This window comes from Trichocoleus sp. FACHB-40 (assembly GCF_014695915.1).
GTDB lineage: Bacteria > Cyanobacteriota > Cyanobacteriia > Cyanobacteriales > FACHB-T130 > Funiculus > Funiculus sociatus.
The window spans coordinates 42,832-64,453 of record NZ_JACJPF010000069.1 but is presented as its reverse complement, the minus strand read 5'-3'; the positions used below and the strand labels follow the sequence as shown (position 1 = coordinate 64,453).

Below are 21,622 nucleotides of genomic sequence, written 5' to 3'. Positions count from 1 at the left end.
ATAAAAGGAGAGCAACAATGTCTGTCACTATCACAACCCCTACCAATAACTCAGGATTTCGTTTGGGAGAGCCTGTAACTTTCAAAGGAAGGGCAGAAGGCGAAGTCGTCAGAGTAGAACTTTTTGCAGAACAGTATTACCTCGGTGGCGATAATGTTGAGTCAGGGGATTGGGTTCTAACCTATCCTGAGTTTAAGAGGGTCGGAATGCGGAAGATCAAAGTCGTTGGACTTGACAGCAATAGTAACCGAGTCTCTAGCACCGAAATCGCAATTATTTTGTCTAATACTAATGCTTCTGGCTTCGAGCCTGGAATTGATGTTTCTGACTATGATGACCAGGTAAATTGGCAGAAAGTCAGGAGTGCAGGGTTCACCTTTGCTTTTGCCAAAGCAACTGAGGGGAAAACATGGAGAGCTACTACCTTCCCCAGAAATTGGCGGCAGATGCAGGGAGCAGGCATTATTCGCGGTGCTTATCACTTCTTCAGACCTTCTGTAGATCCTAAAGAGCAAGCCCGTAACTTTCTTGATTACATTGCCAGTGTTGAGCCAATTCAGCCAGAGGATTTGCCTCCTGCTCTAGATTTAGAGCATTTCCCCGACTCTGTGCGACGTGAATGGGACGCTCTGAAGAAAAGTGAGCGAGTTAAGCGAGTTCGTACATGGATTGAAGTGGTTGAAACTGAGATTAAGCGAAAGCCAATTATCTACACCAGTTTTGGTTTCTGGGATGGGTTTATGTCTGGTGTTAAGGACTTCTCTAGCTATCCACTATGGGTGGCTCACTACACAAACAGACAAAAACCATTGATTCCAAACGAGTGGTCAACTTGGACTTTCTGGCAATATACCGATACTACTGAAGTGCCAGGTATTCCAACGCCTAACGAAGATGGCAATCGATTCAATGGTTCGTTCAGTGAACTGATAGCACTCGCGCCTTCAACAATAATCGCTTAGGTATCTACAGCTTTTGGTTGTGAGATGGGTGAAGAAATATCTGGATGAGTTCTAGAGTGGGCATTTTCCACCTAATTTGCCGAGCGATCGCACCACGTCACCTATTCATCTCGTCACCAAACGACAGGAGATGAGGGTGAAAGACGCGATTCCCTTTTCCCCATAGAGTGATAACTGATAAATTTACAAACCCTTACAAAAGTAACTCACCTTTTCTCACCGACAGGGCATCGGAGGTAGGTTATCAATTTGAAAAGACAAGAAGTTCGAGAGTTCACTTTCGCCAATTAAATAGGAGCGTGTATGGAACTAAATGAAGAGCTGAAAAATGAATATCTCACACTATGGGAAAAATGTGAGATCAACCCAGACTACAAGGAGGCTCTGAAGCAGTATGCCAATCAGATTCAAGACAAACAGGCGGTTTATCAATCAGTGTCAGATGAAACGGGTGTCCCTTGGTATGTGATTGCAGTCATTCATGGTATGGAATCGACCTTTAACTTTAAAACTCACCTTCACAATGGAGATCCGCTCACTGCCCGTACTATTAATGAACCGAAAGGCAAACCTGAGAAGGGAACCCCGCCTTTTAGCTGGGAGGAGTCTGCTATGGACGCGCTTGAGTATGACGGTGCAACAGGAATAGTGTCATGGGATCTTCCCACTATCTTTTGGTTTCTTGAGGGGTTTAATGGTTGGGGACACCGAACTGGCGCAGGACGCGACACGACACCACCTAGTCGGAGTCCTTATATTTATTCAGGCACAAACCATTACGAGAAGGGTAAATATATCAAGGATGGCGTTTTCGACCGCGATAAAGTAAGCGAGCAAGTCGGTTGCATGGCTCAACTCTATGAATTGCAGCATAGAGGGTTAGTCAGCTTTAAGACCAACAAGTCTGAGCCGGACACAGTTGGCTCTGTGGCAGCATGGCAAAATATCCTCAACGGCTGTGGCTATTATCCAGTGCTTTCCATTACTGGAGACATGGATGAAGCAACTGTAGACATGACCAAGAAATTTCAAAATGATCTTGGTTTAGCTGAAACTGGAAAGGTTGATTTAGCAACCTGGCAAGCCGGAGTTAATCACAAAAAAATTCCTGGCTGGTCTGAAGTAGAACCACCAATTGAAAGTAAGAAAAATCCCAAGCCGCAGAAACTCCATCCCAGCACAGTTGGTTCTATAGCAGCATGGCAAAACATTCTCAATGGTTGTGGTTATAATCCTCCGCTTCCGATCACTGGAGGCATGGATGGAGCAACTGTAGACATGACCAATAAATTCCAGAACGATCTTGGTTTACCTAAAACTGGAAAGGTTGATTTGGCAACCTGGAAAGCTGGGGTTAATCACAAAAAAATTCCCGGCTGGTCTGAAGTAACACCACCACTTTTCAAACCGCAGTCTATATCTCCTGACACTATCACAAAACATCTTCATGATTTCTACAGCCAAAGAAAAAACTATGATGCAGTTCACAGAAATGTGATGGGTTGGTTTGGAACAACTAAAAATGGTTGTGTAGCCTTCGTTTCAAGCGCTCTGAGACTGTCTGGTTATCATGTTCCGAAAACTAACCTCGATGGTGCAAATATTTCACTCTGGACTGTATCTTTCTCTAAATACTTACGAAGTAAAGGATGGAAACCATTTACTGACTCAAAAACACTTCAGCCTGGAGATATTGTATTCACTCAGGAAGGCGGATTTGGTAAAGGCGTTCCCGCGCATGTTTATGTCTTTGTCAGTTGGGATAACAAAGCTAATCAGGTTGCATGGGTAATTGACAACCAAGCTTTTACACATCGGCGCAATATCAATAAGGGCGGCGGAGGCTTTAACTTCACCCCATTCGCTTATTACTTGCGTGCTTAATGCAAGACTAATAGTCTTATTAGGGCAAGCTTGTACTAAATCTAAAGTGAAAGTGGAGCATTATCTATCCTTATTTACAGAGCGATCGCATCTCAAAGCTTGCTCATCTCTTTACCAGAAAACCAAGGATGAGGCGTGTAGATGCGATCGCACCTCACTTACTTTACCAACACAGAGGCGATCGCCTCTTTTCACCTATTGAGCTTTTCACTAGATAACAGGAGATGAGAGTGAAAAACGCGATCGCCCTTTGCTTTTTTCACCGACATGGCGATCGCTCTTTCTTTACTTATGCATCACCTCACAAAATAATAGGAGATTAGGGTTATGAATGCGATCGCGTAGACTAAAAGGCGCGATCGCATTTATTTTAAAGTTGCTAAAATTATATTAATATACAATTAACTCAATAACTAAACTTGAGTTTAGCTAATGACATTAACACTCCTCGAACGAGACGCAGAACCCATTTTAATTGATGAGTTGACCTGGCGAGAATTCAAAGTAGTCGAACAGCTAATCGATCGTCCGGGCGTTAGGCTGTCTTTTTTAGATGGAGTCTTGGAGATTCGTAAAGTGCCGGGTAAAAAACACGAAACCATCAAAGAACGTATCGGGGCTTTATTAGAAATATATCTCGAATTCTTGGGTTTGGATTTTACTCCAACTGGCTCAATGACCCTAGAAAGCGAATCTGGACGAGTCAAACGCGAAGCAGACAAATCCTATGAACTTGGGTCAGATAGAGAACGCCCTGATTTAGTAATTGAAGTTATTGTCACCAGTGGAGGTATTGACAAACTAGAAGCATACAAACGCCTGAAGATTCCTGAAGTTTGGTTTTGGGTAAACGAGCAACTGTCGTTTTATACTCTAGGAAATGCGGGATACGAAACCGTTCCTAAGTCGCAACTTTTACCCAATCTAGATGTAGCTCTACTAATTCGCTGTATCAACATAGCAAATCATACTCAAGCACTGCGAGAATTTCGAGAAGGTATTACGAATTAAATCATTATTTTTAACTTGAAAAGGACGAATTAATAGACAACAGTCGTAGGGTAGGCATTGTTCGCCTTATTTGTTCGTAGAGCGATCGCACCTCGTCACTATTCCCTCTTCACCAGACAACCAGGAATGAGGAGAAAAGATGCGATCGCATCCTTACTTATTTATAACTACCGAGGGAAGCGTTTAAACTAAAACTGTCTGCCCAGTTTCTGCTGAACGACGGGCAGCATCGGCAACTTTGAGGGCATATAAACTAGCTTCTGGGGTTACATATAGGGGGGTGCCTTCAATTAGATAATCTAAAACCATGCCAGTATCTTTAGCAAATAAACCCCGTCGTCCTCCCACTTCAATTGGCGTTGTTTCATCGTCCTTTATCAGCTTCCCTTCATCTCCATCAAACATTAATCCTCCCTGTTCGCCGTGAACCTCAAAACTTCGTGATGGTTGCCAGAGATTTTCCCCTTTTCCATAAACTACCTCTGCAACAACGCCGCTGGTAAACTTTAGCTGGGCTGTGCAAAGACAGGATTTGTAGAATGGGGACTCTGGACTGGGGAATTGGAAGGATTTCCTAATTTCTAATCCCCCATCTCTAGTTTCCAATTCGCCCCAAAATCTGGCTTGACAGGTGACAGTGGCTACGGTGCCAAACAAATCCGTCAAACGGTGGATGCGGGAAAGTGCGCCACTCAAGGGAAAACCAAATAGTTCTGGGTGATATGTCCAGCGTTGGGGTGCTGGACGTTGGGGATTGATGGTGCTGTAGCGGGCGTAAAAAATTTCTCCAATTTGAGGTAAGGTTTGCCGCAGTGCTTGATGCAATCCGCCGAGTAGTTCTATATGTTCGACGTGCAGGAGTTGGTTTTTTTCTTTTGAAGAGGCGATCGCTGCTTCTGCAACGTCAACTTCTAAGGCGAGGGGATACTCGACGACTACGTGTTTACCTGCGTTAAGTGCTGTAAGCGCGATCGCACCATGATTTTGATTCACCGTGCAGATTATCACCATATCCACATCTTCACGACAAACTAACTCTTCCCAAGATGAGATGGCAAGGCAAGAGTAAGTTTGACTGAATTCCTCTGTTTGTTGTGGCGTATGCCCAGCAACTGCTACCAGATGGGCGCGTTCTTCAGATTGCAAAGTTTGCGCCCGTAGTTTAGCAGCAAATCCGGTTCCCACCAGCGCCACACGTATCGGGAGCTTACCAGACCAAACAGGATGAGAGACTGATGTTGCCATTGTCAATTAGGCGCGATCGCTAACACAATAAAATATTCCCAAATCACTATTATTTGACTTCTTCATAACTGGCTTTTATGTAACTATTAATTGTTATTATTCATTCCATATATAATCCCCTCTAATCTATTCACCCTAAAAATATATTTGGATGTTCAGGATAAAGTGTTAACTGAACATAGTATCACTGGTGTAGCATAACACTGATAAATATAAGTAATTAGGATGGAACCGAAAAAGTTTATTACGAATACCATTCACACTATTTATTGATTTGGTGTAAAAGATTCTGATTTTTCCCGTAGTATCAGAAAGGAAGTGAACCCTGCAAGCAGACCTTTGCATGAGCGAAGTGAGCTGGAAGGGTCGCTCTACAAATTTCTAGTGCCATTTCGACTAAGTGAGAGGAACGCTGCATGGCAACCTATAAGGTTACATTAATCAACGAAGCTGAAGGTCTGGATACCACAATTGATGTAAGCGACGATACCTATATTCTCGACGCTGCCGAAGAGCAAGGCATTGACTTGCCTTACTCCTGTCGGGCTGGTGCTTGCTCTACCTGCGCTGGCAAGATAACTGCGGGTGAAGTCGATCAGTCTGACCAATCTTTCTTGGATGACGATCAGATTGAAGCTGGCTACGTCCTGACTTGTGTGGCTTATCCGAAGTCTGATTGCACCATCATGACCCATCAAGAAGAAGAACTGTATTAATAAGATGAGTCAATGGTCTGTTAAGAGTTGGAAAATTGGAAGGTTTGAACCTTCAAATGTCTACTGACAACTGACAACTGACTACTGACAATTCATTGTTTTAGGAGGGACACCATAACGAGTGTCCCTCCTAAATTTTTTTCAGGAATTGGGCTGGGTTTGTTGGGATCTATCCTGCCAAAAGGTAATTGACTCGTTGAGAGGTTGAATTTGCGCCCCTGGATAGTAGAAGTTGAGAATCTGTTGACTTGACCAGCCTACTTTAGCCAGATTGAATGCGCCTGTTTGACTCATCCCTACGGCATGCCCTAGTCCACCGCCAACAAAGGCATAACCTTTTACGCTTTTGTCGGCACCATAAATAGGTTGTAGATAGAACAGAGTGCTGCGGGGTGCCATAAAGGCGCTGCGGACATCATCTTTGTGGATTTCAATCACACCTGTGTCAGTTTGCACCGCTAATTTGAGAATACGTCCTGAAGGACTTCGCTCCACCACCCGTAACTGCTTAATTGTGTTAAACGGGACAAAAGGAGTCTTTGTTCTCTGGAGATAACGCTTTAAATCCTGGGTAATCTGGACAATAGTGCTAGACCGACTCCAACGAAACCAATTCGCGCCAGTTTCATTAAATCCTTGTTTTAGGTTAATGAACCGCCGGATGTTTTGCTCAGAAGCCAAAGGAAACTGCGACAAGTTCCAAACAGAGTTCGCTGAATCTACCACAACTTGGAGATAGGGGCGATCTGAGCCATTCCAAACATCGCTAAAATGAGCAGTAACGCCGCCAGTGGTACTCGAATAAAGGGCATCCACCAGTTCATTCTGGTAAGTTAGCACTTTGCCTTTGGTAGCTGCGATCGCTTTGTCGGTAGTTGGCACTGTGCCAGTTAGACCTTTATAAACTTGGCAGTGAGTATCGGCACACAATTCATACCCATCCACAGTAAATCGGCGCAAGTTCCGCAAAGCGTAAGTTCGAGCTATAATCGCCTGCGCTTCAGCCGCTGCATACGGCGCACCAGCATCAAGTTCGTGCGGTACCACACCCCGCAGATAAGTTTCTAGCGGCACCTGATTTACTAGGGTGTAGGTGCCGTAGGCATTTGGTTGCAGCTGCAAGGGGCCGGCGTAGAGAAAACTATTTTTGGCGTTTTTACCTTTTTGAACCTGGATCAGGTTTTTGGCCGCCGTAATCTCCATTTTGTCGCGGCTGTACTTAACGCCATCCACGACTAAAGACGTTTTTGGCACCTGCTGCACAATTTCCGTATCCAGAAAGGCAGCTTGATTGCCTTGAGTTTTGAGACTCTGCAACAGCCAGCGGCGCACTAAAGGCGTTTTGTAAACATCTCGTTTTGCCCAAACCTGCCAGCGTTCGGGCTGCGCCACTTCAACTTCAATCCCCTTTGCTTTCCACTGGTTAGCACTATATTCCGCTGTCTCAAAACTGCGGTAGGTTCCCAGAACAAGCTTTTCCTCTAGCACTGGATCGGGTAGCGGTTGCATTGTCACTTGCAGCTTGACATTGCTTGCTTGCAGGGTTTGTTGGCGATCGCCTGCATCAAAACGCACAGTTAAGCGATCGCCTGTTGTTGCAGCTAACGTCATTTCATCAGTCGGTTCTTCACCAAACCGCTGCACTACACCTACTTTCAGTTCTACATCCGATTTAGCTGGCGGCGCTCCTGACGCCGCCATGAGTCCTACCAGACAAAACACCGTTAGGACGGTGCTAGACCAGTGGCTCAACCGATTTTCCGCCCCGGCCGGACGAATAAATTTCCGATGGTTTGGCTTGGTCTGTACCAAAATCTGTCTCAAGGTGTAACCCTTTTTTTGCATGAACTATCTGAGGATAGAAGACTTTTTGATAGATGTAACTCTATATTCAGTCTCAAACTAGGTAGCTAGTTGCTCCATCTATTGTGCTAGAAGCAAGGCACAAATGCGAAGGGGATGAGCGAGAATCTTCAGCTTGATTCACAATGGCTGGTTGCAAAACGAAGTCATAACGAGTATGATTTAGAAGGAAGGAAGATAGATGGAGACAGCGACTCGTCCTATGGTAAGGGTTCAAGAGATACCCCTGCGAAAAATTCACCGTCCTCTGCCCCGACAAACTGACCCAGCTAAAGTGGCAACTTTGATGCAATCAATTGAACTAATCGGTCAGCAAGAACCCATCGACGTGCTGGAAGTGGATGGAGAATACTATGGTTTTTCAGGTTGTCATAGATTTGAGGCGATTCAGCGTTTAGGTCAAGAAACCATTCGTTGCCGCATCCGCCGCGCACCGCGTTCTGTTCTGAGTATGCACCTAGCCTGAGCATGAAAACGTTCATTGTTCAAGAGTAGCACTACAAGCTTCCATGAATTATGAACCGAGAATATAATCTACACAAGCCGTCAGGTGCGCTTTTTTATACTTTCACTACAAGGATCGAGACATAATGACCAGCAAGAATAATTCTTCCCGTCTCTACCCGACCAGCATTGACATTGTCCCAGAAACTCGGTCTAAAGTGATTGAGCTTCTTAACCAAACCCTGGCAACCACCCTCGACCTAAAAACTCAGGTGAAGCAAGCGCACTGGAATGTTAAAGGTATGGATTTTTACCAGTTGCACTTACTTTTTGATGAACTCGCCACTGAGTTAGAAGAATTCATCGATTTGTTTGCCGAAAGGGTGACAGCCTTGGGAGGGTTGGCAATGGGGACAGTTCGCACGGCGGCGAATGTGTCCATGCTGCCAGAGTATCCTTTTGATATTCTTGACGGCAAAGACCATATCACAGCTTTATCAGACCGCTTTGCACCATACGCCAAATCTCTGCGCCAAAACATTGATGCTTCAGCTGAGTTGGGTGATGCTGATACTGCTGACCTTTACACGGAAGTTTCTCGCGTAATTGATAAGCGGTTGTGGTTCTTAGAAGCACATCTACAAGCTTCAGCAGTAACTTCTACTGCTGCTTTAAAAGAAGTAGTAGCCAGCAACTAACGCCAAATTCACTGTTTTGACACTCCCCTGGCTAAAGCACAGGGGATTCTTCATTCTTAGACTCAGATGAGCCAATCTTCGCAGCAAAATTACACCCAGCTGTTGCAGGACTTAATGCACCAGGTGGGTATTTCTAGTTTTAAAGCTTTGAGTCGAGAAGCTGGCGTTTCTGAACGACAGGTGAAGCATCTGCGGTTGGCAGAAGTGTCCCAGATGCGGGTAGAAACACTCTTCAAGATTAGTCAAGTGCTGCAAGTGTCGGTAAGCGAGTTACTGACAATTTTTGGGAAAATGAAGGAACTGGGGACTGGGAATGCGCCAAACGTAGAGGAAGCGCTGAAGCAGGAGTACCAGCTTCTTTTGGCGCAGATGGAGCAGCAGCGGGAGACTTTGCTGCTGGAATTTCAACACTCAAGTCTGCAAATTTTGGAATCTTTTTTAGTGTATTGGCCTACAGCTGCTAATAAAGCCCAGGAGAATCCTCAGATGGCGGCGGTGCAATTGCTGCCTTTGGTACGTCCGGTGGAAAAGCTGCTGGCTGCGTGGGGAGTGGAAGCGATCGCATCTGTCGGTGCAGAATTACCTTACGACCAAAAGCTACATCAACTCATCGAAGGAACCGCCCAACCAGGGGAAATGGTGAAAGTACGTAACATCGGCTACCGCCAAGGAGAGAAACTTCTGCACCGCGCCAAAGTCAGTGCTATTTCTAAAGCATGAGCCAACTAAGCTGACTACACTCAAAACCACGCAACACCAAGCGCTCTATGAATCTCCCGTTTGGCTGATGAATCTCCTGTATAGATTTGTTGCACTGATAAGAGTGACTATCTCTGGAGAACACAACAATTATGCGTCCTTTAAACATAGGTTTAACAGAAGAGCAGCGTCAAGGCGTGACGGATTTATTAAATAAGGATCTGTCGGATGCTTACCTGCTATTGATCAAAACCAAAAAATACCATTGGGATGTTGTCGGGCCTCAGTTCCGCTCCCTGCACCAACTGTGGGAAGAACACTATACCGCATTGACGGAAAGCATTGATGCGATCGCTGAGCGAGTTCGCGCTTTGGGTGGTTATCCCGTAGGAACTGCGGAAGGCTTCCTGAAGTACGCTTCTCTTAAAGAAGATCCGGGTACTCTTCCGAACGCCTTTCACATGGTAGAAAACCTCGTTTCAGATCACGAGCAAGTTATCCGTAATCTGCGCGAACACATCGATCAGTGTGGTGATGACTTCCACGATCAAGGTACCGCTGATTTCCTCACCGGCTTGATGGAACAGCATGAGCAAATGGCTTGGATGTTGCGTTCCTTCATCGAAGGTGAATCCATTCAGCCAGACGGCAGACTTTCGGCAGAAGGTCTGAAAGTTCCCGTTAATATGAAGTAATTCATCGGGAAAAGTTGATACTGAGGAGGTAGATTAAGTTCTACCTCCTCAATTTTTTATGCAGCCAGAACTGAGTCCTAGTGAAGCAATTAGATTAGCTAAACAAGTAGCAAATTTGCTTCCATCTCCACCACGAATTTATCAGAATCGGGCTGGGTGTGTTGAAGAATGGCCCGATTCCCCTGGTTCGGAAAATATTTTAAGTTTACAGTATGTAGGCGGCACTCCAATTCCCCCTGAGTGCTACCCTAAGACAACCCTTTTTACAATTACCTTTGAAGGCGAAGCTGCTAACAAACAGAATGATTCGGTCACTTTAATTCAAAAATTAAAGGACAGGATCTTTTGCCGAAAAAATTCCTCAGTTTCCTTACCTGTGGGAGGGCAAAATGTAGTCTTTGTTTCTCAGTGGGGCGGTAAACATAATTGGTGGTTCCATGTTGCTACAGACCGTCAAGTTCAGTTTATTCTTGAGTCAGGGGATAATTTAATTCCCTACTATGACGGGCCTCCGCATTGCTGAAAGAAGCCATAAAATTAGTAGAACTTTTGCGGCTATTTGGCGCTGAACAAAAGAAAGCACAATTTATTATTGTTCATTTCTATAGCAATCCTATTTGAGTTGTGAGATGCCGTTAATATGAAGTAATTTGGCTAGTGGTATTGGTAATAAAATTACCAATACCAAAAGTATGCGTAGGGTGGGCAATGCTCACCCTACGCAGTATTCAAGCATTGGAGATGTGGAACTTTAGTAGATATCTGGCACTCGTATAGAAAAGAACAATCTGCCACTGAGTGCCAAAAGTATGATCCTCCCGGCTTTACTCTTAAGCCTATACAGCGCAGTTACGCCAGTTTTACCCCTGCAACCAAATCCTCAGATAATTGTGCAACGTCCAACTTGGAAGCGCATGGACAGACAAGTTACTGTAAGTGTTGCGATCGCGTTAGCCAAGGAAGCAGCAAACAAGCAAAAATCTCCACCCCGCATTTATGCTTATTATGGCCCCTTATCAGTCGGCGGCAGTCCTGACGCATGGCCCGATAAACCCGGTTCAGTGCAAACTGGTTACAATACCTGCGGCGCACCCCCTCCCCCAGCGCTGATGAAGAATTGCAATCAACCTATGACGCTGACGACAGTGGTTAATCCCCGTAAGTCTAGAGGAGGCTACACTGTGATTTTTGAATCTAGATGGGGTGAAGCCAATTCCCGTTACAACAGTTGGCAGTTTGATGTAGGGGTAGACCGCCGGGTAACATTTGTAGGTGAAAAGGGAGATGGCTTACCCCCAATGGTGCAGTGATATTAATTTTTCTTTGTGATGCAACATATGCGATCGCGCCAATTTACTCTTGGGGTTGGAGCGATCGCAGAAAATCGCAAGTGTACCGCCAATATAGCAATTCCAGGGCTAGGTGCGATACATCTGTAGGGACATGGCCATCCCATGTCCTTACTAAGGTAGACCGGACATTAAAACCGCGATATATTCCGCCCAACTGAGAAACGCTATAAAGTAAATTGGCAGAAATAGTTAAGCTGGCGAGAACGGTTGTAGCCAGCGTCCAATTTCTTTTTTCAGCAGATTTAGCTCTCGGTAGACAATTTCTTGCTTCACCCACTGACCAACAGCATCAAAGGCTGTAAACTCTTTTCCCGATTTCCAGTTAACATCTTGACCTAAAGGTGTTAGATGGCTTCCTGATAGCATCTGCATCGCCACCATTCCCGGAAAGCGGGTTTGCAGCAACTCGCTTAGGATAGTTGTTTGGTCAATATTATCGTTAGTAAATTTAATCAATAAATTGCGGCGAATGCCGTATTTTTGGGCGATGAGATTGTTAGTTTCGACGGGCGAAGGCGTAAACTCGACAGAAAAGGCATTATTAAAATTAAATTGCTCTACAAATGGGATAGCATCGCGTGCGGCGTAGTTATTGAAGGAAATCAGGATATTTCCAGCCCGTTCAACTGGGAAAAGGCTACCCATGAGCAAATGCAGTTTGCAGCCCATGCTGTGTCCGACTCCGTAAATTGGGAGATATCGCCGTCGGAGTAAACCTTTTGAGCGCATTTGTTCCAGGGCGCTATCGAAGCTGAGGCGGACATTGCCTGCGATGGCGCTATGATCCAGCGTATTCACAAACGGCGTAGCAATTACCACATAGCCTTCTTTTGCCAACTGTTCGAGTAACCAACGATAGGTTACTTGGGGTGCAGCAGCGACAAAAGCGCCCCCAAGAAAATGTACAATTCCCACCGGATGTGGGGGAATGAGTACCCAATTACCGGATATTTCTTTCCAGTCCATGAAGCGATAAGCGCGTTGTTAATACATCTTCATCTTAAAGCTTGCTTGGCAGGGATGGGATGCGATCGCTCTTTATTGAGAGTGTTTCTGGAAAGGTCAACCCATGCCAAGATAGCCATAATGATTGGGTCACAATGGGATTAGATAGCTGACCGTTGCGATGAGGGAGAGCAGACCAATGGCTAAGAGCGCTCGGAAGCCTTTTGACAGGGAACAAGAAGAGCTTCTGCTTAGGAATCACGAGCGGGTTGGCAGAGGATTGATATATCTCGCTCAGGGACTCCAGCCATTTGTCGAGGGTCAAATGCAAAAGTTTCATGGCGATGGCTGGGAAGAGGTTGCTAAGGGATGCCTGGGGGATAAAGAGTTTCACATTGAAAGCGATCGCATCAATCTGGAGGATTCCCAAGCGCTGATTCAGGTGATTATCAACCAACGGCAAGAGGTGTTTGAGTCTGTCCTGAGTCGCAACGATATTGATTTGGTGTTCAAGTTGAGAGATGTACGCCGCAAGTGGGCGCACCCACGCCTGAAAGACTGGAACAAGCTGCAAGATTTTACGCCCAGATATACTTACCGGGAACTGGATAGGATTTACCAGTTGCTCAGTGCTATCTCTGCTGAGGAGGCGGCAAAAAAGATGGAAGTGCTGATGCAGGAAGTGGTGCCGTTACTGCAAGAGAAGACTCAGGTTGAAGACAAGGAACAGCAGAAGCTAATTGAGGAAAAGACGGAGGGGTTTGTCGGGCGTGAATTTGTGTTTGAGGCAATAGAGAACTTCCTGACCAACCAGCCCAACGGCTACTTTATTATCGAAGGCGAACCCGGTATCGGCAAAAGCGCTATTCTCGCCAAATACGTTCAGAAGACTGGGTGTGTGGCTCATTTCAATGTTCGTTCCCAAGGGATCACCAGCGTTGAACGATTCCTCAAGAATGTCTGCACCCAACTGATCTCCCGCTACAATTTGTCCTACTCCTCGCTACCACCTGACACCACGCGAGACGGTCAATTTTTCGCTCAACTGCTGGGTGAAGTCAGTGCCAAACTTAAAACAGGTGAGCGGTTGGTAATAGCCATTGACGCGCTGGATGAGGTGGAGCGGGCTGACCAAGGTGGTGCAAATCTCCTCTACCTGCCTGCTACCTTGCATAAGGGTGTCTACTTCGTGATGACGCAGCGACCTGGCACTCTACCCTTAACCGTTAACACGCCTCCGCATCGGTTTGACTTGATGCAGTACCAAGCTGAAAGTTTGCAAGACATCCAGACTTACATTCGGGGCGAGATAAAGAAATCATCGCAGCTACAGGCCTGGATTTATGAAAAGGGGCTGACGGTGGAGAAGTTCATCACCCAGCTTGCCAACAAGAGCGAGAACAATTTCATGTATCTCAAATACGTGCTGCCGGATATCAAGAACGGCAAGTACGGAGATTTGAGCATCAAGAGTCTGCCGCAAGGTCTGGAGGCTTACTATGAAGACCACTGGCGGCGCATGGGCATGGCTGCCAAGCCGCTACCGCGCACCAAAATAAACATCGTCTACTTTCTGGGGGAATTCCGCGAACCTTTGTCCCGTGAGCTACTTACCGACCTTGTTAAAAAGGATGCTTTCACAGTGCAGGAGGTACTTGACGAGTGGGAGCAGTTTTTACGCAAGGAGCAGGTTGATAGTCAAACCTGTTACAGCATCTATCACTCAAGCTTCTGCGATTTTCTGTATCGCAAGGACATTGTTCAAGCAGCTGGAGTGGCGCTTCAGAGCATTAAGGCTGAGATTGCAGATGATCTATGGAAGGGGGCATATGGGGATGAGTAATTTCCGTGTCCGGTTAGCTAGTATGCCGCCGGATAGGCAGCGATGTACTTTGAAGGTTTTACCAAGGACACTAGCTGAAACACTCCAAGCGGAGCGATTGCACCGTCTCCTGGCTGATTTCGATTTCATTGATGCGAAAGTTTCTGCTTTGGGGGTACAGCCGCTTATTGAGGATTACGATTTGGCTTTCAATCCTGATGTCTTGCTCTCTGGAGAAAAAGCGGAGACTCTGAGATTAATTCAAGGGGCGCTTCGGTTGTCGGCGCATGTGTTTGATAAAGACACAACCCAACTGGCAGGGCAATTTTTGGGGCGTTTGATGTCCTTTAAAGCACCAGAAATTCAGGCGATGCTGGAACAGGCAAGGCAGAGGAAATCCAACTGGCTGCGCCCCTTAACACCTAACTTGATCTCACCTGATGGCAGGTTGCTACGCACCCTCATCGGTCACACCGATAGGGTTACGGCAGTCGCTATCACTCCCAATGGTAAACAGGTAGTATCAGCTTCATCAGATAAAACCCTCAAAGTCTGGAATTTTGAGACTGGACAAGAACTAAAAACTTTCACAGGTCATACTGACGAGGTATATGAGGTGACAGTGACACCTGATGGGAAATGGAAAATTGCTAGTTTAGCTAATGGCACTCTCAAAATCTGGGATTTAAAAACTAAAGAGGAACTTTTCACCCTAAAAGATCATACCTGGTCAGTAAATGCTCTGGCAGTGACACCTGATGGCAAACGGCTGATTTCTGGTTCAGGTAGTGTTTCTGATTCTTGGGACACCATTCTCAAAGTCTGGGATTTGGAAACTAAAGAGGAACTTTTCACCCTAAAAGGTCATACCGACAGGATAAACGCTGTGGCAGTGACACCTGATAGTAAGCGGGTGATTTCTGGTTCAGGTAGTTTTTTTGATTTAGATGACAACACTCTCAAAATTTGGAATTTGGAGACAGGAGAGGAAGTTGTCACCCTCTATGGTCATCACAGAGAGGTAAATGCTGTGGTAGTAACACCCGATAGCAAACAGGTAATTTCTGGTTCATCTGACAACACTCTCAAAATTTGGAATTTGGAGACAGGAGAGGAAGTTGTCACCCTCTATGGTCATCGCGATAGGGTAAATGCTGTGGCAGTGACACCTGATGGCAAACTGGCGATTTCTGGTTCATCTGACAACACTCTCAAGGTCTGGAATCTGGAAACAGGAGAGGAACTTTTCACCTTTACAGGTGATGCATTCTCAGTAGAAGCTGTGGCAGTAACACCTGATGGCAAGAGGGTGATTTCTGGTTCATTGGACAATACTCTCAAGGTTTGGAATCTGGAAACGGCAAAGGAAAAAGACAGTTGCACCTTCACAGGTCATAGTAATGAGGTAATTACTGTGGCAGTGACAGCAGACGGCAAGAGGGTAATTTCCGGTTCATAGGACAAAACTTTCATAGTTTGGAATTTGGAAACGACAAAGGAACTTTTTACCTTCAAAAGTCATATCAGCAGGATAAATGCTGTGGCAGTGACACCCGATAGCAAACGATTGATTTCTGGTTCACTTTACGAAGTTATCAGAATCTGGAATTTGGAAACGAAAGAACAAGTTTCTCTCCTCATAGGTCATAGTCAGTCGGTAAATGCTGTGGCAGTAACACCAGATGGTAAACGGGTAATTTCTGGTTCATCTGACAAGACTCTCAAAGTTTGGAATCTAGAAACAAGAAAGGACATCATCACCTTCAAAGGTCATACCGACAAAGTATATGCTGTGACAGTAACACCTGATGGCAAGCGAGTAATTTCTGGTTCATCTGACAAGACTCTCAAGGTATGGAATTTGAAAACAGGAGAAGAACTTTTTACCCTCACTGGTCATACCGAATCAGTAAATGCTGTAGCAGTAACACCTGATGGCAAGCGAATAATTTCTGCTTCATTAGACAACACTCTCAAGGTCTGGAATCTGGAAACAAGAGAGGAACTTTTCCCCCTCATTGGTCATACCGACCAGGTATATGCTGCCAAAGTGACATCAGATGGCAAGAGAGTAATTTCTGTTTCATGGGACAACACTCTCAAAGTTTGGGATTTGGATCGCAGGGAGATTATTGCCAGTTTCAGTGGTGATGGCCCGTTAAGGTGCTGTGCTGTCGCGCCGGATGGAGTAACGATTGTCGCAGGTGAAGCATCGGGACGGGTGCATTTTCTGCGGTTGGAAGGTGTGTAGTAGGTGGGGAGGAGATCGCACCTGCTAATCACACAATCATGCGATCGCGCTGACAACCTGAGAGAATGCGATCGCTCTTTTCCATCAGGCTGACACAATCATGCGATCGCGCTGACAACGAGAGAGAATGCGTGCAGCGTTCGCGTAGCCTTCTCAAGGAGTAGCTATCCCGTAGGAAATCGCGCTACTTCCTAAAGCATTATTCGTCAATTGGGGGACGGTCGCGTTTTGCCAAGTCTGAGGGAGGGCGATCGCTACTCCACGCCCACCACGCAGAACCGCACTGGCACTGATAGAACTCCTGCCATTTTCTGCGATACTCTGGGGTCATCACAGGCGATCGCCTGTTTATCCAAACCCGCGCTTGCTCCCTAGAGTCAGCGCGACATTTGGGACAGCAGAAATCGTGGGCGTGAATCGCCGCTTCAATCCATTGAGGAGGAACTGGGTCAAAAGCTTCCATTTATTGAATTTGCTGGTGGTTAACTGCCGAAGATTCAGGATAACGAGTCTGCGACTGGTCTAGTCAACTTGCTTCCCTGACTTTAAGAAATGTCTTAAGTTTGAATAAATTTTAGTATTCTGCGCTTATTTTAAGGCTGTAGTAGTACCGAAGCACCTCATTTTCAGTTATTGTCTTGGGTGTATTGTGTCATCTCCCGGAAGGCGGGAATAAAGTCGAAAAACGCCAAAATTTTAACAAAAGGCGGAATGGGAAGCACTTTGTATAAAAGTAAGGACTCTCGCCCATGTCTTATCTCAACATTATCTCGTTTCTGGGCATATTTGGATTGTGCGCGATCGCGTGGTTGTTTTCAGAACACAAACGGGTTATACCCTGGCGCGTCATCATCTGGGGCATCGGCTTGCAATTAGTTTTAGCATTTTTAGTGTTTCAGTTTCCACCAACTCGCACAGCGCTGGAGTGGTTTACTAGCTTACTTGATGGCGTTTTTCTTGCTGCTGACGCTGGCGCAAGATTTGTTTTTGGCAGAAATATTGTCCCAGTTCCCGGTCAAGATCCACCAATCAATCTGGGATATATTTTTGCCTTTCGCGCCTTACCCACAGTAATCTTTTTCTCCGGACTGATGGCGCTACTTTACAACATTGGTGTCATCCAAGTAATTACAAACATTTTTGCCAAATTATTCTATTGGACAATGCGCTTGAGTGGAGCCGAAGCCCTCAGCGGTGCCGCTAATATTTTTGTAGGTATTGAAGCGGCTATTGTTGTCAAGCCATTTTTGGCAAAAATGACTCGCTCAGAACTATGCGCCATTCTGTCCTGTTGTTTCGGAACTGCTGCTTCATCGACCTTGGCAATTTACGTTAGTTTCTTAAGGCCTGTTTTTCCGAACATTCTGGGACACTTAGTATCAGCATCGATTATCGCGATTCCCGCCTGTTTTGTTTTATCGAAAATTTTAGTCCCAGAAACAGAAAATCCTCTAACTCTTGGTGGCATTCCTACCGAGAAAAGCGCTAGAGAGCTTGAGGCGTTTGGAGATGAAGAGGAGTTTAAACAGGAAACCGTAGCGGGAGAACCCATCGAACGAATCAGCCCACTAGATGCCGCAATTGTGGGAGCTTTAGATGGGGTGAAAATGGCAGTATCCATTGCCGCTGTGCTAATTCTAATCTTGGGTTTGGTTTCTTTAGTTAATCAATTCTTTGGGTGGTTAGGAGCATTACCAGGCCCAGTGGGTGATGTATTTAAAGTTGTCACTTTGGCAAATATTCAAGGCTTCTTGTTTTATCCCCTAACTATCTTGACAGGTGTTCCGTTTAGTGAATCTTGGACGGCTTCGGTAATTATTGGGCGCAGACTATTAGAAACTGCAATTCCTCCTTATCAAGCATTGGCAGAAGCAGCTGCGGCGGGAACAATAAGCGATCGCACTGTCTTAATCGTCAGTTACGCTCTTTCGGGATTTGCTCATTTAGCATCTGTGGGAATTTTTGTAGGCGGCACAATTGCCTTGATTCCCTCGCGGCGCAAAGATATTTCCGAACTCGGTTGGAAAGCTTTGTTTATCGGCACCTTGGCAACGATGATGATTGCTTGTCTGGCTGGTGTGTTTGACACCGGAGATCCCAGCATTCTCGGTGACAAAACTTCCCCCACCCAAATCGCTCCTGTCACCCCCGCGGTTTCGCCTTCGCCTAGTGTCACGGTTTCTCCCGTCCCGTTAGTAGCACCAGCAGTCAGCCCCAAAGTCGCACCCGTACCGACGGCATCACCCGCCACCAAGCCCCCAGCGGCAAAGCCCCGCCCTACTACTGGTGCTGCTCCTAATGCTCCTAAGCCAGCGACCCAAGTAACGCCTAAACCTACGGGTGCTGCGCCCAAAGCCAATACTCCAAATCAGCAGCGATCGCAACCGAAACCTACTGCGTCGCCAGTTCCATCTCCTGTACCCCAAAATTAGATTAGTTTTGAGTAGGGTGGGCAGTGCCTACTTTAGTTTCTCACTAGCTCCTAAAAGATGAATCCAGAGCCTGAAATTCGCCGCTTGTTAGATGTGATGCCTGCATCTGGTCGGATGTTGACGAAAATTGTCAGCAAACCGCAGCAACCGCAGGTGATTGATAGCCCCTTTCCCCAACCTTGGACGCAGGATCGAACAATTTACATCAATTTCGATTTGTGGCGGCGCTTGTCTCAGCCACAGAGAGATTTGCTAATTTTACGGACTGTTTCCTGGTTAATAAGCATTAAGTGGTTCAAGCCAGACGTTTATCAAGGTGTTACGCTGGCTGGGGTTTTAGGGGCGATGGTGGAACTTGTGCAGGGGGATGCTGTGGGTGTGGTGGTGGCTGGAGGAATGAGCGCGATCGCACTTTCCCAAATTTTCCGCAATTCTCGCAGTTCTCAGTCGCAACTGGATGCGGATGAAGCGGCAATTAAGGTGGCGATTAGGCGCGGTTATTCTGAAGCTGAAGCTGCTCGACAGATGTTGTCTGCTATTGAAGCTGTGGCTAACATCGAAGGTCGTCTTAGTTTGAATTTTACCGAGTTAATTCGTTGTCAGAATTTGCGAGCGATCGCTGGTTTATCAGCGGTTGGTGTTCCTGAGTCTATTAAGCAGGAATAAGGATTAAGAAATGAACTGCGTTAGCGATAGCGAAGCCATGCGCGATAGCGCTTTAAACGCAAAGAGCGCGAAGGAAGAAGTTAGTAACGAAACCCAACACTCTTCTTATTTTTCGCAGCGATACAGTTTGTAGTCGTAGCCATCGACTGCGGGAGAAGATAAAGGGTTTTGAACGCATCCGTTTAATTCTATTGGTGCGTGGAAATTTACTAGCCACAAATCTAGGGGTCGTGGCAAAGTAGCTAAAATTTTTTGCAAGGCAATTGTTGAGGTTTTGGGATTTTTGTCTTGATGGGCTAGGAGAAATTGGGGATTTTGTGGCAAACCTTGACGTTTAAATTCCCAAGCTATTCCCATCATTTCTCCATTTTGTACGTGGGTTTTGCGGGTGGTGGCAATTAGCACGGGCGCTTGAGAATTATGTTGAATTATTGGCGCTAAAAGGTCGGGACGATAATATTTTTGATAGCCTAAATTACTGACTACTGTTATTCCGCTTAAAAGTCCGATCAGCCAAACTAGGACAACGGCTGTTTTTCCTTTATCTTCCCAACAAGCGGCAAGACTGGCTCCTACTACCACTATTACAGCCGGAAAATAGACAAAGTTATACCGTGCGCCCCGCGTGAGATCGATACCGAGAAAATAGGTAAAGACGAAAAACAACGCGATCGCACTCCAGACGAAAACCTCAAATAACCAAGTATTTTGATGGCGCTGCCGCTGGACTTTTAGACCGCGATATAGTATCGGTAGCGCCCAGAAAAAGAAAATCACCATCACCACCACAGAAGCAATTACTAAAGGTAACTGACTTGCCTCCACTGGTAGCAGAGATATCATAGTTATCCAAGCGGCGATCGCCTGAAACACGGGACTCAGCCAAGCAAGACCGACGCGATCGCCTTGAATCCATTCAGTAAGCTTACCTCCATAACTGTTCTGCAAAAATACTGGCACCCAAACTAATCCCCCCGCCAGCGTACCCGCAGCAAGCGCAACCAATGGAAGTAGAAACCGAGGAGTAAACAGATCCCCTTTCTCAAGGGAAGCTTGTTTCACATTCTCAACTGCATCTGTTTCTTCCTCTCTTTCCTTTGCGTTCTTCGCGCCTAAAGCGCTATCGCGCATGGCTTCGCTAACGCTAATGCGGTTCATTCCTCCCCAAACTATGGCAATTAACGCCACAGCTTCCGCACACAAAGTAAGTGCGAAGAAATAATGACTAGCAATACCTAAAGTATTCACCCCTACCCAAACCAGCACCAACCAGATTGGCAGCGGTTTCTGACGCTGAATGTGCCTTACAGCGACCACCAAACACCCCAAAGAAGCAATGACCCATAACATTGCCAGAGTGTAATGACGAGCTTCCTGCGCTAGGAAGATGCCGTAGGGAGAAACCGCCATCATTGCCGCCGCCATTTGCCCGACTAACTGGGAGCGAAAAGCAAACCGTGCCAGTGCGTAGACAGCGGGAATGCAGGCTACACCCAGAAGCGCAGCCAGCGATCGCGCCCCCCACAAAGAAACCAATCCTTGCATCCCTCCGTTGACGGCAGGAGGAAACAGTTGCAGCCACAGGTGAGTTAAGACAAAGTAGAGTGGCGGATGGTTACTTTCCGTAAGTAAGTGATGAATTACATCACCTATACCTGCTGCTGGGCTAGGTATAAGCGGTTGCAGAAGAGTATCGAGAGCGATCGCTTGATCTAGAGGAACGCCCGTAAAACTATTGCCCAGACTAAAAGTGAGCGTAGAAAACTCATCAGTCCAAGGCGACTTAAGAGCCAGATTCATCAAGCGCAAGCCAGTTCCAATTCCTATCCACACCAGTAGCAGCAGGATTGGGAATTTTGAGTTTTGAATTTTGAGTTTTGAGTTAGAACTCATAATTTATATTTCCTAATTCTTAATTCCTAACTCCCAACTCCTAA

General features: G+C 46.1%; 23 protein-coding genes. 17 read left to right on the top strand and 6 right to left on the bottom strand.

Annotated features, from left to right (window positions below; genetic code table 11):
- Window positions 1-17: 17 nt before the first annotated feature.
- The 5 genes from H6F63_RS16810 to H6F63_RS30590 all read left to right on the top strand — a co-directional run bounded on the left by H6F63_RS16810 (window position 18) and on the right by H6F63_RS30590 (window position 4,049).
- On the top strand, window positions 18-962 hold the full coding sequence (locus tag H6F63_RS16810) for a GH25 family lysozyme (protein ID WP_190638700.1): 945 nt from the start codon (window positions 18-20) through the stop codon (window positions 960-962).
- Between the two features lie 303 nt (window positions 963-1,265).
- On the top strand, window positions 1,266-2,846 hold the full coding sequence (locus H6F63_RS30085) for a peptidoglycan-binding protein (protein ID WP_242019845.1): 1,581 nt from the start codon (window positions 1,266-1,268) through the stop codon (window positions 2,844-2,846).
- 46 nt (window positions 2,847-2,892) lie between these two features.
- Window positions 2,893-3,048 carry a hypothetical protein gene (locus tag H6F63_RS16795; RefSeq protein WP_190638699.1) on the top strand — a complete coding sequence of 52 codons (156 nt, stop codon included), beginning with the start codon at window positions 2,893-2,895 and terminating at the stop codon, window positions 3,046-3,048.
- A 230-nt stretch (window positions 3,049-3,278) separates the two neighbouring features.
- Entirely contained in the window at window positions 3,279-3,857 is a 579-nt protein-coding gene (locus H6F63_RS16790) for a Uma2 family endonuclease (RefSeq protein WP_190638698.1), read from the top strand.
- 57 nt (window positions 3,858-3,914) lie between these two features.
- Window positions 3,915-4,049, top strand: a complete 135-nt coding sequence (locus tag H6F63_RS30590; protein WP_277876432.1) for a hypothetical protein — start codon at window positions 3,915-3,917, stop codon at window positions 4,047-4,049.
- Here the strand turns inward: H6F63_RS30590 and H6F63_RS16785 are convergent.
- Window positions 4,041-5,102 carry a Gfo/Idh/MocA family oxidoreductase gene (locus H6F63_RS16785; protein ID WP_190638697.1) on the bottom strand — a complete coding sequence of 354 codons (1,062 nt, stop codon included), beginning with the start codon at window positions 5,100-5,102 and terminating at the stop codon, window positions 4,041-4,043. The genes H6F63_RS30590 and H6F63_RS16785 overlap by 9 nt on opposite strands.
- A gap of 416 nt (window positions 5,103-5,518) precedes the next feature.
- Between H6F63_RS16785 and H6F63_RS16780 the strand changes: the two genes are divergently transcribed.
- The gene (locus tag H6F63_RS16780) at window positions 5,519-5,818 is read left to right on the top strand and encodes a ferredoxin (RefSeq protein WP_190423071.1); all 300 of its coding nucleotides are present in this window, start codon (window positions 5,519-5,521) and stop codon (window positions 5,816-5,818) included.
- 141 nt (window positions 5,819-5,959) lie between these two features.
- On the opposite strand, the gene H6F63_RS16775 is transcribed toward H6F63_RS16780, so the two are convergent.
- Window positions 5,960-7,663: a SpoIID/LytB domain-containing protein gene (locus tag H6F63_RS16775; RefSeq protein ID WP_190638696.1), complete on the bottom strand. Its 1,704-nt coding sequence runs from the start codon at window positions 7,661-7,663 to the stop codon at window positions 5,960-5,962.
- A gap of 220 nt (window positions 7,664-7,883) precedes the next feature.
- Between H6F63_RS16775 and H6F63_RS16770 the strand changes: the two genes are divergently transcribed.
- The 6 genes from H6F63_RS16770 to H6F63_RS16745 all read left to right on the top strand — a co-directional run bounded on the left by H6F63_RS16770 (window position 7,884) and on the right by H6F63_RS16745 (window position 11,527).
- Window positions 7,884-8,147, top strand: coding sequence for a sulfiredoxin (locus tag H6F63_RS16770; protein WP_190443768.1), 264 nt, complete (start codon window positions 7,884-7,886; stop codon window positions 8,145-8,147).
- 124 nt (window positions 8,148-8,271) lie between these two features.
- Window positions 8,272-8,823 (top strand): DNA starvation/stationary phase protection protein Dps, encoded by a 552-nt coding sequence (gene dps, locus H6F63_RS16765; protein ID WP_190638695.1) that lies wholly within the window; start codon window positions 8,272-8,274, stop codon window positions 8,821-8,823.
- Between the two features lie 66 nt (window positions 8,824-8,889).
- Entirely contained in the window at window positions 8,890-9,543 is a 654-nt protein-coding gene (locus H6F63_RS16760) for a helix-turn-helix transcriptional regulator (RefSeq protein WP_190638694.1), read from the top strand.
- A gap of 131 nt (window positions 9,544-9,674) precedes the next feature.
- Window positions 9,675-10,217 (top strand): Dps family protein, encoded by a 543-nt coding sequence (locus tag H6F63_RS16755; protein ID WP_190423064.1) that lies wholly within the window; start codon window positions 9,675-9,677, stop codon window positions 10,215-10,217.
- Between the two features lie 58 nt (window positions 10,218-10,275).
- Window positions 10,276-10,740 (top strand): hypothetical protein, encoded by a 465-nt coding sequence (locus H6F63_RS16750; protein ID WP_190638693.1) that lies wholly within the window; start codon window positions 10,276-10,278, stop codon window positions 10,738-10,740.
- A 286-nt stretch (window positions 10,741-11,026) separates the two neighbouring features.
- The gene (locus tag H6F63_RS16745; RefSeq protein WP_190638692.1) at window positions 11,027-11,527 is read left to right on the top strand and encodes a hypothetical protein; all 501 of its coding nucleotides are present in this window, start codon (window positions 11,027-11,029) and stop codon (window positions 11,525-11,527) included.
- A gap of 231 nt (window positions 11,528-11,758) precedes the next feature.
- On the opposite strand, the gene H6F63_RS16740 is transcribed toward H6F63_RS16745, so the two are convergent.
- Window positions 11,759-12,535: a DUF1350 family protein gene (locus H6F63_RS16740; RefSeq protein WP_190638691.1), complete on the bottom strand. Its 777-nt coding sequence runs from the start codon at window positions 12,533-12,535 to the stop codon at window positions 11,759-11,761.
- Window positions 12,536-12,713: 178 nt separating this feature from the next.
- Here H6F63_RS16740 and H6F63_RS16735 point away from each other — a divergent pair, with 178 nt between their 5' ends.
- The 3 genes from H6F63_RS16735 to H6F63_RS29450 are packed head-to-tail and all read left to right on the top strand — an operon-like array spanning window position 12,714 to window position 16,587.
- Complete coding sequence (locus tag H6F63_RS16735; RefSeq protein WP_190638690.1) at window positions 12,714-14,357, top strand: Swt1 family HEPN domain-containing protein; 1,644 nt, start codon at window positions 12,714-12,716, stop codon at window positions 14,355-14,357.
- Window positions 14,350-15,795, top strand: a complete 1,446-nt coding sequence (locus H6F63_RS29455; RefSeq protein WP_199298091.1) for a WD40 repeat domain-containing protein — start codon at window positions 14,350-14,352, stop codon at window positions 15,793-15,795. The genes H6F63_RS16735 and H6F63_RS29455 overlap by 8 nt, the downstream gene beginning before the upstream one ends.
- A 24-nt stretch (window positions 15,796-15,819) precedes the next feature.
- Window positions 15,820-16,587: a WD40 repeat domain-containing protein gene (locus tag H6F63_RS29450; RefSeq protein ID WP_199298090.1), complete on the top strand. Its 768-nt coding sequence runs from the start codon at window positions 15,820-15,822 to the stop codon at window positions 16,585-16,587.
- 28 nt (window positions 16,588-16,615) lie between these two features.
- On the opposite strand, the gene H6F63_RS30585 is transcribed toward H6F63_RS29450, so the two are convergent.
- Both H6F63_RS30585 and H6F63_RS16725 read right to left on the bottom strand, forming a co-directional pair.
- A complete protein-coding gene (locus tag H6F63_RS30585; RefSeq protein WP_277876431.1) occupies window positions 16,616-16,744 on the bottom strand; it encodes a hypothetical protein in 129 nt (42 codons plus the stop codon).
- Window positions 16,745-16,786: 42 nt separating this feature from the next.
- Window positions 16,787-17,050, bottom strand: coding sequence for a hypothetical protein (locus H6F63_RS16725; RefSeq protein WP_190424918.1), 264 nt, complete (start codon window positions 17,048-17,050; stop codon window positions 16,787-16,789).
- Window positions 17,051-17,336: 286 nt separating this feature from the next.
- On the opposite strand from H6F63_RS16725, the gene H6F63_RS16720 reads away from it, so the two are divergent.
- Both H6F63_RS16720 and H6F63_RS16715 read left to right on the top strand, forming a co-directional pair.
- On the top strand, window positions 17,337-19,019 hold the full coding sequence (locus H6F63_RS16720) for a nucleoside transporter C-terminal domain-containing protein (RefSeq protein WP_190638689.1): 1,683 nt from the start codon (window positions 17,337-17,339) through the stop codon (window positions 19,017-19,019).
- A gap of 57 nt (window positions 19,020-19,076) precedes the next feature.
- Complete coding sequence (locus tag H6F63_RS16715; RefSeq protein ID WP_190638688.1) at window positions 19,077-19,685, top strand: DUF3318 domain-containing protein; 609 nt, start codon at window positions 19,077-19,079, stop codon at window positions 19,683-19,685.
- Between the two features lie 105 nt (window positions 19,686-19,790).
- Here the strand turns inward: H6F63_RS16715 and H6F63_RS16710 are convergent, their stop codons facing one another.
- Window positions 19,791-21,578: a glycosyltransferase gene (locus H6F63_RS16710; protein ID WP_190638687.1), complete on the bottom strand. Its 1,788-nt coding sequence runs from the start codon at window positions 21,576-21,578 to the stop codon at window positions 19,791-19,793.
- Window positions 21,579-21,622: the final 44 nt, after the last annotated feature.